The following is a 12964-nucleotide window of genomic DNA, read 5'->3' on the forward strand; positions in this document are numbered from 1 at the left end:
CGATTTTCAGGTGCGGTTTGTTGGCCGCCTGGATGGCGGACCGTAGCCTACTCAGCCGCGACTACTGTGGTCAGAAGCGAGGCTTCGGGCAGGGGAGAAGCGGGTTCGCGCCGTCCTTCGAGGTCGTCCAGCAGCGCCATCCACAGCGAGATGCACAGCCCGAGCATCACGACGAGGAAGGGTGCTGCGGCGATGATCGACGCGGTCTGCAGGCCCTCCAGGCCCCCCATCACCAGCAACACGCAGGCCGACGCTCCCGCAAGGACGCCCCACAGGACGACGACGATGCGCGCGGGCTCGAGCGTGCCGCGAGACGACAGCATGCCCATCACGATCGAGGCGGCATCCGCTCCCGAGATGAAGAAGATGGCGACCAGGAAGATCGCGACGAACGAGGTGAGCGCAGTTGCTGGATATTGTTCGAGCAAAGCAAACAGCGAGATGGCAGCACCCTGATTGTTGACCGCCTCGACAAGACCGCCGACCCCCATCAGTTCGGAGTGCAGCGCGGTGCCGCCCATGATGGTGAACCAGAGGAAGGTCACGCCGCTCGGAATGAGCAGAACGCCGGTGATGAACTCGCGGATCGTCCGCCCCTTGGAGATGCGCGCAATGAAGACGCCGACGAAAGGCGCCCACGAAACCCACCAGGCCCAGTAGAAGATCGTCCAGCTGCCCAGCCATTTGCCGTCGCTGAAGGCAGCGGTGCGGAACGACATGGTGACGAGATCGGCAAGGTAGTCGCCAAGCGCTTCGGTGAAGGTGTTGAGGATAAAGATGGTCGGACCGACGACGGCCAGGAACAGCAGCAATGCGGCGGCGACCACCATGTTCATGTTGCTCAGGAACTGAACTCCCTTGCCCACCCCGGACACCGCCGAAAGGATGAACAGCACCGACAGCACCGCGATGATCGTAAGGGCAATGGCTGTTCCTTCGCCGGTTCCCCAGAGAAAATTCAGCCCGCTGTTGATCTGCTGTGCGCCAAGGCCGAGCGATGTCGCCGTGCCGAATAGTGTGGCGATGACGGCGAGAATATCGATCGTCTTGCCGATCGGCCCGTTGACCGCGTTGCCAAGCAAGGGTGTGAATGCGCTCGAGATCAGGATTGGCAAGCCCTTGCGGTGGGTGAAGTAGGCGATCGCCAGACCGACAATGGCATAGATCGCCCAAGGGTGCAGCGCCCAATGAAAATAGGAATATTTCATCGCGACCAGCGCAGCTTCCTTGGTTTGCGCGGCCGCCAGCCCGTGAGGCGGTGCGCCAAAATGGAAGACTGGCTCGGCAACGCCCCAGAACATCAGGCCGATGCCCATGCCGACGCTGAACATCATGCATACCCACGAAACCGTCCGGAATTCGGGAAGTTCGCCATCGGCCCCAAGCCTGATCTTGCCGAAACGGCTGACCGCCAGGAACCCGGCAAAGACCAGGAATAACGCGGTCGAGACAACAAAGCCCCATCCGAAACCGTTGATGATCGCCGAAAGAATAGCTTGGGTGACTGAGGCGAGACTATCCGGAGCCACCGCTCCCCATGAGATGAACGCCGCCGTTATCGCTATGGCCGGCCAGAATACCGCCGGGTCTACGCCTCGTAGTCTGCTTGTAGTTGGCATGCTTGACCTCCCAGATCTATTTCGGAACTATTTCGTGAAAACTTCCCCTTGGACGACAAAGACCGACCTCTTGCGAGGCCAAGGTCGCGCACGGCGCACTTGGAGCTTCTGCAATTGGCGTCGTTTTGGAAGTGTCGGATTTGGCGCTCTCCCACCACACCCGTGAGGGTAGAAAGGGCAAGCAGAGGGGATAGGAGAAGCCGGCAGGTGAGTAGGGAGCCCGGTAGATCTCGGGTAGGGCTAGGCCTACCCGGGCAGCATCCCCAATCAGAAGCGGGTATCAGGTATCGCAACAAGCCGTGCATGCTGCGGAGCCGCTAAACGTCCTTTGCGAAGCCTGTGTCGAGTCAGCCGGATTTGGTCGCTTTGCTTGCGCGGCGCGACGTTCATGGACGCGCAAACTGCTTGGCTAACTGGCGGTGAAAGTCACAAAACTGGCGACGTTTATGCCGCGGCCGGGTGTTTCCTGTCCAGTCGTTCCTGCTGCGGCGTATGTGCGTAGAGCTCGCGGTAGCATTTTGAAAAATGCGACGCCGAAACGAAGCCGCACGTGGCGGCCACTTCGACTATGGGCAAGGATGACTGGATCAGCAGGTTCCGCGCGCGCTCGAGGCGGATATCCAAATAATAGCGGGCGGGGGAGCGACCCATCTCGACGTGGAACAGACGCTCGATCTGGCGTCGCGACAGTCCGACTTGGTCGGCAATATCACCAATCGATATCGGTTCGGACGGATTGGCGTCCATAAGTTCTATGATTGTCAGCACCTTGGAGTTCTGAATGCCGAGCCGAGCTCGCAGAGGAAGCCGCTGGCGATCGCTCGGGCTGCGTACTCGATCGGTCAGCACCTGCTCACATACGTGCCCGACCAGAGAATCGTCGAAATCATCGCCGATCAGCTTCAACATCATGTCGAGAGCAGCCGTGCCGCCAGCGCATGTATAGATATTTTGGTCGACCTCAAAAAGGTCGGCAAAAACGTTGGCCTCCGGAAATGCCTCGGCGAAGCCCGGCAGGTTTTCCCAATGGATGGCGCAGCGTTTGCCCGAGAGCAATCCGGCAGCCGCCAGCACATGCGCACCGGTGCAGAGGCCGCCGATCGCAACGCCGCGATTATGTTCCTCGCGCAACCAGGCAAAGGCCGACTTGTTCGAATATCGTTCGATGTTGATGCCGGTGCAGACGATGACCATCGATAGCCTATCGGGGCCAGCCATCTTACGCCGCTCGTCATCCAACGACGTGTTTACCGCACACAACACGCCGTTCGAAGCGGACACGGGCTGCCCGTCGATACTGGCCAGCCGCCACTTGTAGGCTTCGTAGCCGAGCATCCGGTTGGCGATGCGGATCGGCTCCAGCGCGGTCGCAAAGGCGACCATGGTGAAATCCGGCACCAGAAAGAAGACGAGAGAGCGCTTGATCGGATGTCCGGCTATGTTCACTGGGGTTACGTCCGATATCGGGAACAGGATGTCGCGAATGCGCCGTTGGCGCCAGTATTTTCTTTGCTTGTCCCGATGAGGATACGAATGGATTGCGGCACGTGACGGTCGAATTGCGTACATTCATGTTCGAGAGCCGTCGCGATGCCACCATCACGCCATCCTACCGCTACAACTGCCGAGGTCGGCGACGGAAGGGCAGGTTTCTACTGCCGGGCGGCAATGTGCCTAATATTGGTCGCTCAGCATCCCGTCGACACTGTCTGAAAGCGCACGCGCCAACTACCAAGCCACTACTCGGACGTCGCGTTCGGGCCGTCAGCGGAATGGCTGGTTGTCGATAACTTCGTCCCGAAAGCGCAACGTGCCCTTTCTGGCGTTGAGCCGAACGGCAACTTCCCATCCATCCATCTCAGCCATCGGTGGCAGCCAGTTGGTAGCCGGCGTGTGAGATCGCCGCCGCCGCGACGGCAGATCACCGGCCGGTCTGGGTTTGTCGGTGGCGGGGTCTCCACCACCCGGCGACTTTCAGTTTTCGCGAGGCTCAACCAGCCAGCCACAGGCGCGAGGAGCAGCTGCAGAGCGGATACGTTTTTGTCAGCAGACATGGCAACTAGGGCATGAGGGTGATTGGGCCCACATTCGCCCCCCTGCCCGCCTTCGGGTCGACCGGGGGGCGATCCATCAGGTCGGTGAGCTCGACCTGGAAGAGCTCATGCAGGCCATCTTGCACTCCATGATGCGACCCCGTGCCTCAACAGCCAACAGGTATTCGGCCTTGGCCCGGCGGTCGCCTCGGCTGGTCGCAGGATGGGAGCAGATGGCTAGCAGTGCTTCCTCTTCAATTCGGTCTGCACTCTTCCGGTCGTGCCAGCTGCTGTCCGCTCGGTGGACAACCCTATGGAGCGCCTCATAGGCGGTCCCGTGGGTTGCGATCAGGGCCTGCAATTCGCGTGAACTTCCTTCACCTTCAGCAAACGTCGGTTCAACGACAGACGCAACGGCGGTGAACGCAAGAAATGTACGGCGGGTGACTCCAGGCATGCCTCATATCCTTGCCGATTGATGAGTGCGAGCACCATAGCATCGGCGCGCCGGTTCGCAGAGGTGCACAACAACGCGATCACACTGCGATATGCGCCGCGTCAACGGCATTCTAGGCATTGCTGAATTGCCTAGACACCAGAACGTCAGGCCCGACGCGGGAAGTATGAAAATTGGTGGAAATTCCGCGGCTCAGTTTCGAGAATCGCCAACGCCTCATCGGATGACTGTGCCTGTCGGAGTCGCTCCAGAACCTGAGATGCCCGAAACAGCCGGCATATTTGCGAAAGGGCAGGGAGGAAGGCTGAGGTGGCAGAGCGCGGCCAGAGTACAGTGTAAATGAGATCGACGGGATCGTCGTCGGGGCCGTCGAAATCAATAGGCTGGGCCAAGCGTGTCAAAGACGCGACAGGCAAAGAGATTGTGCCAAGTAGAGCGTGGGGGATCGCGACGCCACGACCGATGCCCGTCGAGCCGAGACCCTCGCGGTCGAAAAGACCACGCAGAACCATCTGCTCGTCAAGCCCAGTTCTCCGAGCAATCCTGATCGCAATTTTTGACAAGGCTGAATGCTTTCCCTTGATCACAAGGTCAAGCGAAATGTCTTCTTCTTGCAAGATGGGGGAGATCATCCGGGTAACCTCCATGTCGATCCAAACGCGATCGCAAATGAGCGTTCAGCCGCACTGGTTAAACAGGGGCAGGGTTCACAGTGGACTGAGTTGTGGAGATCCTGGCTGTCCCGGACGCGAAGCCAGGGCTTCTCGCGTCCGGCTAATGGCCCGTTTTGAGGAGTTTCGGCTCTCGCCGGAAATCGAGGTTGAAAATATTCATAGCAATTCAGAGGTAGTAAATTGATTTTCGAAATCAAGCAAAACAGGTGCGCGCCTGATAGCAGAAATAATGCACTGAAATGCCAGCTAATTTCGTTTGACGACCAGAACAGTCTCCTGCTTGCTGGTCGGACGCGAATAGGTCGTGGAAACAAGTGAATCGGATTTTTAGACCGGCTTCCAGATCTTCGGCCATCGCGGTTTTTAGTTCACAAGGAGATACCGTGATGAAAGAACTTGTCCTTGCAGTTGCCCTGACAACGGGCAGTTCGCTTTGCGCCATGGCGGCGGATCAGGTCACCAAAGCCCCGCCCGCGGCTCCTTACGAACAGGTCAGCAAGCTTGTGAAGCTGCCCGACTTCCTGCCGGGCATGGGCCAACTTTTCGTTGATCCGACGACATTGCCTGCCGGACCATTCCTTGCCTATGACCACGATGGCAAGCTTGTCAGCACGATCTATATGCTGCCGACCAAGGACCTCAATCCGGACAAGCGTTTTGACGACCTCGCTTCACCTGGCGGCAATGTCGACCATGTCGACGTCTACTACAATGCCGGCCATCCGGGAGTAGAAGAGCCGCATGTCCACGTCGTGCTGTGGCATGTTGCGGCGCCTGACGAGGCACGGGTCGCCAAATGACACTGACGCGTCGTGAGATCATGGGAGGGGGCGGCGGGCTCGCTGCCGCCCTTTCCCTCTCTTCTCTGGCCGTGTGGGGCGGCGAGATTGTTGAAATCAAGATGCAAGGGAACGAAGACGGGTCACACGTTTGGTTCGACCCGATAGGCATTCTGATCAAACCAGGACAGACGATCCGCTGGATCAACCTCAATCCCGGCAATTCCCACACGACGACGGCCTACAATCCGGCAAACTTCGAGCGACCGCTGCGCATGCCCAAGGCCGCAAAATCTTGGGATTCCGATTATCTCCTACCCAACGAGAGCTTTTCAGTCACCTTCACCGAACAGGGGGTCTATGACTATTTTTGCATTCCGCATGAGCATGCTGGAATGGTCGGCCGCATCATTGTCGGCGAACCCGAAATGCATGGCTGGACTGAACTGGTCGGCACGAATGGAGACCTCCCAGAGGTGGCCCTCAAGGCGTTTCCGATGGTCGAAGACATCCTGACGAAAGGGATCGTTCGGCGCACCTAAACATGCGTGTCGGAGCATGACGACCAGCAACAAGGAGAACCAAATATGACGATGCGAAGGAGCGCGAGTTTCCTGGTGTCGTCAGTGATCTGTAGGGGCGACCTTCATGACAGACCGCGCGTTTCCATACGATATTCAATCACCAGCGAAGCGCGACGAGCGCTGTCAGGTATCGGATAAGCCTCTCGATGCCGGGACCGCAGCCCAACAACATGAGCGTGCCACATATCGGCTTGCCGCCTTAGGCGAGATGACTGGCGGTATTGCCCATGATTTCAGAAACCTCCTAGCAGTAATCGAAACCGGCTTGAGGTCTGCTGCGAAAAGCGCCGACGAACCTGAAAGCGTGCGCGCCTACATTGCGGCAGCGCGGGAAGGAATCGATCGAGGGATCGACCTAACGTCACAGCTACTCGCCTTCGCAAAACATCAGGAACTCGATATCCACGCTGGCAATTTGAATGAGTTCCTCAAGTCTTTCGAGCCCTTCCTGAGGTATGGCGCGGGTCCCGATGTCCGCGTCAAGCTGGAGCTTGGTTCCGACATCCCGGACTGCTTGATCGACCCGGCGCTGTTCGACGCTGCAGTGCTTAATCTCGTCATGAATGCACGAGATGCGATGTCAAGTGGCGGGGAGATCCACGTCACCACCGAGCGATTGGTGCAGACGGCCCCGACGCCTGACCCGCCCGGACCCGGAACCTACGCATGCGTTCGTGTCAATGACCATGGTTGCGGGATGGCTCCGGAAGTCTTGCGAAGGGTGTTCGATCCTTTCTTCACGACGAAGGGTGAGAAGGGCACCGGGATAGGGATGTTGCAAGTGCAGGCATTGGCGCAGGCGGTTAATGGTCGGATCCGGATAAGAAGTGAACGAGGGATTGGAACAACGGTCGACCTTCTGTTCCCGTCAATCCAAGCGGACAATTAGACGCCCAACAAGAGCCCTATAATTCGATGTCGGCGCTCGCGACGGAATGCAATCCTGCCAGGGCAGGACCTACTACGCTCTCGTCCGCACTTGCGGATTGCACCGCGTAAACCGGATAGGAGAACTGCGGCATTTCAGGCACAAGATGCAGGCGGCCAGCCGCTATGTGGGGCTGCACTGAGCTCATTCTGAAATATCCGGAGCCGCCGGTCGCAAGAACATAGTTCAGTGCGAGCGGACCGAGATCAAAAGAAAGATCCGGCGCAGCGCTCGGGAAATTCATCCCGTGGTGAAGTCCAAAATCCGGCCCCCAATCCATATAAACATAATCGGATTCGTCCAGGAGGCGCGCTTCGGAATTGGTAGTCACGAGAACGAGTTTTTCCTCCAGAAGCAGATCGATCTTCAAACCCGGTCTGTGCGGGGGCGCGTACATGATAGCTAAGTCGACCATTCCCGACGCGACCTGATTGATCAAATCCTGCGGCACATCGACGTGCACTCGAAGTGCAATATCCTGCAGCGAGCGTCGCATCCATCGGACCCAATCGAGCAGAAGTGGTTGCGCAAGGCTGACTTCGCTGCCGACCGTCAGAACAGCTCGGCGTCCCGGTGGCACCGCAACTTGGTGAAGCGTGCGTTGCCATAGTTGGACGAACATCGGGGCGTGGCGCAGGAATTGCTCACCGGCCGGGGTCAGCGAAGCTCCGCCTTTGTGGCGAACAAAAAGAGTGCGGCCCAATTGCTGCTCGAGGTTGCGGATTCGAGCGCTTACGGTCGTCTGGGCGACATTCAGGCGCTCCGAGGCCCGAATGAAACTCCCCGTCGAAACGATCTCGATAAAAGTGCGGGCCAGCTCAATGTCCATAAGTCATATAGCATAAAAATTGCGTTTAAATGTCAATCAATTTCGTTTGCTAGATACTTCGCTCAAGCACTAGGCTCGAAGAATTCCACCTTCCCTAGCGCTGGATGCTGCGCAGCGCCGGTTGGAGGGAGCGCAAGCTCTCTCCAACCTCACACATCGTTTTGCCTGCAGCGTCACAGGAGAAATCATGTCGACGAGAGAAAAGAGCCAAGGCGATGTGGGGCGTCGCGACTTTCTGAAACTGTTCGGTGCGGCTGGAGCGGCAGCGAGTACTTTGCCGCTTGGCGGTTCCGCATCGGCCGACGAAATGGTGACTGCAGCGACCGGCAAACCGGACCATCAGGTAGCCGACGCCCCGAAATCTCATGTCGGGTACTCGGGCTACGAATTCTTCAATGTCGACGAATCCGCCTTCATCGAGGCGGCGGTCGATACGCTCATTCCCAGCGATTCAACCGGCCCCGGCGCCAAGGAACTCGGCGTTGCGATCTACATCGATCGGCAGATGGCCGGCGGATACGGCAAGGGCGACCGTCTGTATCTGGAAGGACCGTTTAGCGAGGGTAAGCCCGAGCAGGGCTATCAACTGCCGATGACGCCATCGGAACTGATCCGGGCCGGCGTCGCCGACGTCGGTGCCTACGTACAGAAAAGCCACAAGAGCACCTTCGACGGCCTTTCGGCAAAAGATCGTGCCGCGGTGATGGCCGAACTCGACGGCAAGAAGGTCGAACTTCCAACGGTGCCGACGGCAACCTTCTTCGGCCTTTTGCTCCAGCTCACGATCGAGGGCTATTTCGCCGACCCGATGTATGGCGGAAACAAGGATAGGGCAGCCTGGAAGATGATCGGCTTCCCAGGCGCTGACGCCATGTACATGGACAAGATCGAACCGTTTCGGAACAAGCCCTATACAGCTGATCCGAAGGGCATACAGGATCTCATTTAATCGACGGAAGAAGAAGGAGACTATAACATGGCCACCAAACTCAACGCGGTCGATGTCCTGATTGTCGGTCTTGGGTGGACAGGCGGCATCATTGCCAAGGAGCTTGCATCGACCAAGCTGAAAATCGTCGCCCTTGAGCGGGGTGGCCCGCGTGACACCAATCCGGACTTCATTGACCCGCAGATCCATGACGAGCTGCGTTACGCCGCCCGCCACGACCTCATGCAGAACGTGCGGCGGGAAACCATCACATTCCGCAACAGTGAATCGCAAACGGCGCTGCCAATGCGTCAACTCGGCTCGTTCCTGCCCGGCCAGGGCGTCGGCGGCGCCGGCGTGCACTGGAACGGCGTGACCTGGCGCTGGCTCGAATGGGATCATCAGGCGCGCACCCGGACGGTCGACAAATACGGCGAAAAGATCATCCCTTCGGATATGCACCTGCAGGACTGGCCGATCACCTATGACGATCTCGAACCCTATTACGACAATTTCGAAAAAACCTGCGGCACTTCCGGCAAGGCCGGCAATATCAACGGCCGGAAGATCGATGGCGGCAATATCTTCGAGGGATCGCGAAAGGACGAGTACCCCAATCCGCCGATGATTGCCGCACAAAGTATGGTGATGTTCGAGAAGGCGGCCCGCAATCTAGGCTACCACCCGTTCCCGAACCCGTCGTCAAACGCATCGCGGGATTACGTCAATCCCGATGGCGTGGCCTTCGGCCAGTGTCACTACTGTGGATTCTGCGAACGTTTCGGCTGCGAGGCGAATGCCAAGGCCAGCCCGCATTTCACAGTCATTCCGCTGGCTGTGAAGAATCCGAATTTCGAGCTACGCACGAACTCGATCGTGCTGAAGGTCAATCTCGACTCGACCCGCAAGAAGGCGGTCAGCGTCACCTATCTCGACGCACGCGGGCGCGAATTCGAACAGCCTGCCGACCTCATCATCCTGTCGGCTTACGCGCTCGGCAACGTCAACCTGCTCCTGCATTCGGGGATTGGCGAGCCCTATGACCCGGCAACTGGGAAGGGCGTGGTCGGCCGCAACTATGCCTATCAATGCGGTGGCGGAGCTACCGCCTTCTTCGACAAGAAAACCATCCTGAATCGCTTCATGGGGGCGGGTGCGCTCGGCACCTGCATGGACGATTTCAATGGCGATAACTACGATTTCGTGAAGGCCGGCTATATCGGCGGCGGCGGCATCAGTTGCAGCAACTCGGGCGCCCGGCCTATCCAGTCTCATCCAACACCCCGCGGCACCCCGCGTTGGGGCTCCGAGTGGAAGAAGGCCGTGGTCGACAATTATGACCACGCGGCCAGCGTCGGCAATCAAGGCGCGGTGATGGCCTACCGGCAGAACTATCTGAGCCTTGATCCGACCTACACCGACGTTTTTGGACGTCCGCTTATGAGGATGACATTCAATTTCCAAGACAATGAGATAAAGCAGATGATCGCCCAGGCCGACATCTGCGTGACGCTGGCCAAGGAGATGGGTGCGACCAAGATCGATCGAAACGTGCCGCCTGTACCCTATTCGATCGTGCCCTATCAGAGCACGCACAACACAGGCGGGGCGGTCTTCGGAGCTGACCCAAGCACCAGCGTTCTGAACAAATATCTTCAGGTCTGGGATGTCCCGAACGTATTCGTCACGGGCGCCTGCGTGTTTCCCCAGAACGCCGGGAAGAATCCGACCGGACCGGTAGGCGCTCTTGCCTACTGGGCGGTGGACGCGATCAAGAACCAATATTTGAAGAACCCCGGCCCACTGGTTCCCTCCTGAGGCAGCGTCTGCCGGATCCGGATCCGCGGTTCGGATCCGGCAGGCTGTGGTTTTTCGAATCCCGACATTGCCGGTGGGCGGGTTGGAATCCCGCCGCCGCTCATTGGAAGAAACAAACATGAAATCGACTTTGCTTGGATTGACGACCGCGATTCTCACTGCAGTCAGTTCGGCCCATGCGCAGGACGCATCTTCCGGCAATGCCGAAGCCGGCGCCGTCGTCTTCAAGAGGTGCATGGCCTGCCACAAGGTTGGCCCTGACGCAAAGAACGGAGTAGGTCCGGTCTTGAATGGCGTCGTCGGCCGAGCCGCCGGTGCATATCCGGATTACAGCTATTCAGCGGCGAACAAGAACTCGGGTCTGACTTGGGATGAACCGACGCTGACGATCTATCTGCGCGCGCCGCGCAAGCTGATTCCCGGCACAAAGATGGCATTCGCCGGTCTCAACAAGGACCAGGAGATCGCCGACGTGATCGCCTATCTGAAACAGTTCAACGCTCAGGGCCAGAAAATCGGCCCCTGATTCAGGCGGGCGACCTGTCCCGGCTGCAAAGCTTAACCTTGATGAAGTTTCTCCTGCACCAGGGCTGGGGTATTCCACGCTCAATCAGATCGGTAACTACCTGCGCAGCCGGTGCCGGCCACCCTGGATCGAGAGATATCGCGGCGACATCTTCGTGTTCGTGTCGGATGCAGCCGACGAGACAATCCTTAGAAACGAGTTCTCCGGCCTTCTCGATACGGAGACGAACGGGACACGAGCCGATGAGCGAAAAAATCTTCAACGAGAGAGTAAAATTGAAACGGGCATATGAGAGCCCTGCGGCCGACGATGGCAAGCGAGTGTTAGTTGACCGGCTTTGGCCGCGCGGGGTCAAGAAGACCGAAGCCGCCATCGACCATTGGATGAAGGAACTCGCGCCAAGCACCGAGCTTCGGAAATGGTTCGGACACGATCCAGCCCGTTGGGAGGAATTCCGCCGGCGATATGCGGCGGAAATCCATGAGCATCGCGATAAACTGGACCGACTGCGCGACCTGATACGGGAGGGCGCCGTCACACTCGTCTACTCGGCTCATGACGAGGCCCACAATGATGCCGTCGTCCTTAGAGAGATTTTGCTGAGACATCGATAGAGACGTCACGTCGCTCTGCACTGCCATTGCCTTCAAAGAAATAGGGCGTGCGATCACGACAGCGGCAACTCCGGAAACCAAACCAAAGAAAATTCATCCAATCATCGATGGGCGCGTTCAGTTGAGGAGAAAAACAATGAAATTCTTTGTCGATACGGTCGATTTATCTGAGATTCGCGAGCTTGCTGCCGCTGGCGTTCTCGACGGGGTGACCACAAACCCGTCCCTTATCTCAAAGACCGGCCGACCGATCAGAGATGTGATCAAGGAGATTTGCCAGACGGATCGAGGGTCCGGTTTCAGCGGAAGTCACCGCGATCGACTTTGACGGCATGATCGCCGAGGGAGAGCGTTTGGCCGACATTGCCGCTAATGTGGCCGTCAAGGTGCCATCGACCTGGGATGGATTCAGGGCTTGCCGGGCGCTCAATCAGCTCGGACGGAAGGTCAATGTCACGCTCTGCTTTTCAGCCAACCAAGCACTACTCGCCGCCAAGGCAGGTGCGACCTTCATTTCGCCGTTCGTCGGCAGGCTAGACGATCTCGGCCTGGATGGCATGGAGGTAATCCGTGAAATCCGGACGATCTGCGACAACGACAAAACGTTCACGACGGAAATCCTGGCGTCCTCGATTCGCACGCCTCTCCATGTCAAACAGGCGGCGATCGCAGGCGCCCATATCGCGACTGTGCCACCCGAGTACTCAGAAACCTCGCCAAGCACCCTCTCACCGATAAGGGCCTTGAGTCCTTTCTCGCCGATTGGGGTAAGACGGGGCAAGCGATCCTGTAATTGGCTGCGAGGAATTGCTCGGGAAGCCAGCATAATAATTGCACACAATCACCGATTAAATTCGTTTGCATGATACCGAAGATGGCGGGAGACTACAGTATCAGCGGCTCAAACGGCATCAAGTAACGTGTCTGGACGCTTAGGCACTAGCGGTGCCAAGACACTGACGTCACGCCGGCCAGGCACGCGGCGTTCCGAGGCTGGTGGACCGGAGATTTCCCGCGTCTCGGTAGTGCGAACGATTTTGACACCGGTTCGCCAGGGAGAAGCAAATGGCTGAAGGTCATACCAAACCAAGCGGACCGGATCTGGTGGAGGGCATCCCTTTCTCCGAGCTTCCCGATGGCGGAAAGCTGGTGGGCCATTGCGGCGATGAAGAGGT

General features: G+C 58.3%; 11 protein-coding genes and 1 pseudogene. 8 read left to right on the top strand and 4 right to left on the bottom strand.

Annotated elements, in window-relative coordinates:
- Positions 1 to 47 precede the first annotated feature (47 nt).
- From D3227_RS35685 to D3227_RS35700, 3 genes are all read right to left on the bottom strand, one after another.
- Positions 48 to 1619: a BCCT family transporter gene (locus D3227_RS35685; RefSeq protein WP_120018809.1), complete on the bottom strand. Its 1572-nt coding sequence runs from the start codon at positions 1617 to 1619 to the stop codon at positions 48 to 50.
- A gap of 444 nt (positions 1620 to 2063) precedes the next feature.
- Entirely contained in the window at positions 2064 to 3065 is a 1002-nt protein-coding gene (locus tag D3227_RS35690) for a GlxA family transcriptional regulator (protein WP_120018810.1), read from the bottom strand.
- A gap of 1190 nt (positions 3066 to 4255) precedes the next feature.
- Positions 4256 to 4741 (bottom strand): PTS sugar transporter subunit IIA, encoded by a 486-nt coding sequence (locus D3227_RS35700; protein WP_120018821.1) that lies wholly within the window; start codon positions 4739 to 4741, stop codon positions 4256 to 4258.
- A gap of 428 nt (positions 4742 to 5169) precedes the next feature.
- Between D3227_RS35700 and D3227_RS35705 the strand changes: the two genes are divergently transcribed.
- The 3 genes from D3227_RS35705 to D3227_RS35715 all read left to right on the top strand — a co-directional run bounded on the left by D3227_RS35705 (position 5170) and on the right by D3227_RS35715 (position 7035).
- The gene (locus D3227_RS35705; RefSeq protein ID WP_120018812.1) at positions 5170 to 5583 is read left to right on the top strand and encodes a DUF5602 domain-containing protein; all 414 of its coding nucleotides are present in this window, start codon (positions 5170 to 5172) and stop codon (positions 5581 to 5583) included.
- The gene (locus D3227_RS35710; protein ID WP_167481005.1) at positions 5580 to 6104 is read left to right on the top strand and encodes a plastocyanin/azurin family copper-binding protein; all 525 of its coding nucleotides are present in this window, start codon (positions 5580 to 5582) and stop codon (positions 6102 to 6104) included. Before D3227_RS35705 ends, D3227_RS35710 begins: the two co-directional genes overlap by 4 nt.
- A gap of 106 nt (positions 6105 to 6210) precedes the next feature.
- Complete coding sequence (locus D3227_RS35715; protein WP_120018813.1) at positions 6211 to 7035, top strand: two-component system sensor histidine kinase NtrB; 825 nt, start codon at positions 6211 to 6213, stop codon at positions 7033 to 7035.
- Positions 7036 to 7051: 16 nt separating this feature from the next.
- On the opposite strand, the gene D3227_RS35720 is transcribed toward D3227_RS35715, so the two are convergent.
- Positions 7052 to 7903, bottom strand: a complete 852-nt coding sequence (locus tag D3227_RS35720) for a LysR family transcriptional regulator (RefSeq protein ID WP_120018814.1) — start codon at positions 7901 to 7903, stop codon at positions 7052 to 7054.
- A 187-nt stretch (positions 7904 to 8090) separates the two neighbouring features.
- On the opposite strand from D3227_RS35720, the gene D3227_RS35725 reads away from it, so the two are divergent.
- The 5 genes and pseudogenes from D3227_RS35725 to fsa all read left to right on the top strand — a co-directional run bounded on the left by D3227_RS35725 (position 8091) and on the right by fsa (position 12582).
- On the top strand, positions 8091 to 8852 hold the full coding sequence (locus D3227_RS35725) for a gluconate 2-dehydrogenase subunit 3 family protein (RefSeq protein WP_120018823.1): 762 nt from the start codon (positions 8091 to 8093) through the stop codon (positions 8850 to 8852).
- Between the two features lie 27 nt (positions 8853 to 8879).
- Positions 8880 to 10649, top strand: coding sequence for a GMC family oxidoreductase (locus D3227_RS35730; protein ID WP_120018815.1), 1770 nt, complete (start codon positions 8880 to 8882; stop codon positions 10647 to 10649).
- Positions 10650 to 10731: 82 nt separating this feature from the next.
- Entirely contained in the window at positions 10732 to 11175 is a 444-nt protein-coding gene (locus D3227_RS35735) for a c-type cytochrome (protein ID WP_342634041.1), read from the top strand.
- Positions 11176 to 11417: 242 nt separating this feature from the next.
- Positions 11418 to 11789 carry a DUF488 domain-containing protein gene (locus D3227_RS35740; protein ID WP_120018817.1) on the top strand — a complete coding sequence of 124 codons (372 nt, stop codon included), beginning with the start codon at positions 11418 to 11420 and terminating at the stop codon, positions 11787 to 11789.
- 136 nt (positions 11790 to 11925) lie between these two features.
- Positions 11926 to 12582, top strand: a pseudogene (gene fsa / locus D3227_RS35745) (fructose-6-phosphate aldolase).
- Positions 12583 to 12964 lie beyond the last annotated feature (382 nt).

Source organism: Mesorhizobium waimense, assembly GCF_003601975.1.
Classification (GTDB): Bacteria; Pseudomonadota; Alphaproteobacteria; order Rhizobiales; family Rhizobiaceae; genus Mesorhizobium; species Mesorhizobium waimense.

What these genes read in the sequence shown, in the direction of transcription:
- D3227_RS35705 (WP_120018812.1), top strand. Translation starts at nt 5,170, where the DNA reads ATGAAAGAACTTGTCCTTGCAGTTGCCCTGACAACGGGCAGTTCGCTT.
- D3227_RS35685 (WP_120018809.1), bottom strand. Translation starts at nt 1,619, where the DNA reads ATGCCAACTACAAGCAGACTACGAGGCGTAGACCCGGCGGTATTCTGG.
- D3227_RS35720 (WP_120018814.1), bottom strand. Translation starts at nt 7,903, where the DNA reads ATGGACATTGAGCTGGCCCGCACTTTTATCGAGATCGTTTCGACGGGG.
- D3227_RS35740 (WP_120018817.1), top strand. Translation starts at nt 11,418, where the DNA reads ATGAGCGAAAAAATCTTCAACGAGAGAGTAAAATTGAAACGGGCATAT.
- D3227_RS35700 (WP_120018821.1), bottom strand. Translation starts at nt 4,741, where the DNA reads ATGATCTCCCCCATCTTGCAAGAAGAAGACATTTCGCTTGACCTTGTG.
- D3227_RS35730 (WP_120018815.1), top strand. Translation starts at nt 8,880, where the DNA reads ATGGCCACCAAACTCAACGCGGTCGATGTCCTGATTGTCGGTCTTGGG.
- D3227_RS35715 (WP_120018813.1), top strand. Translation starts at nt 6,211, where the DNA reads ATGACAGACCGCGCGTTTCCATACGATATTCAATCACCAGCGAAGCGC.
- D3227_RS35710 (WP_167481005.1), top strand. Translation starts at nt 5,580, where the DNA reads ATGACACTGACGCGTCGTGAGATCATGGGAGGGGGCGGCGGGCTCGCT.
- D3227_RS35725 (WP_120018823.1), top strand. Translation starts at nt 8,091, where the DNA reads ATGTCGACGAGAGAAAAGAGCCAAGGCGATGTGGGGCGTCGCGACTTT.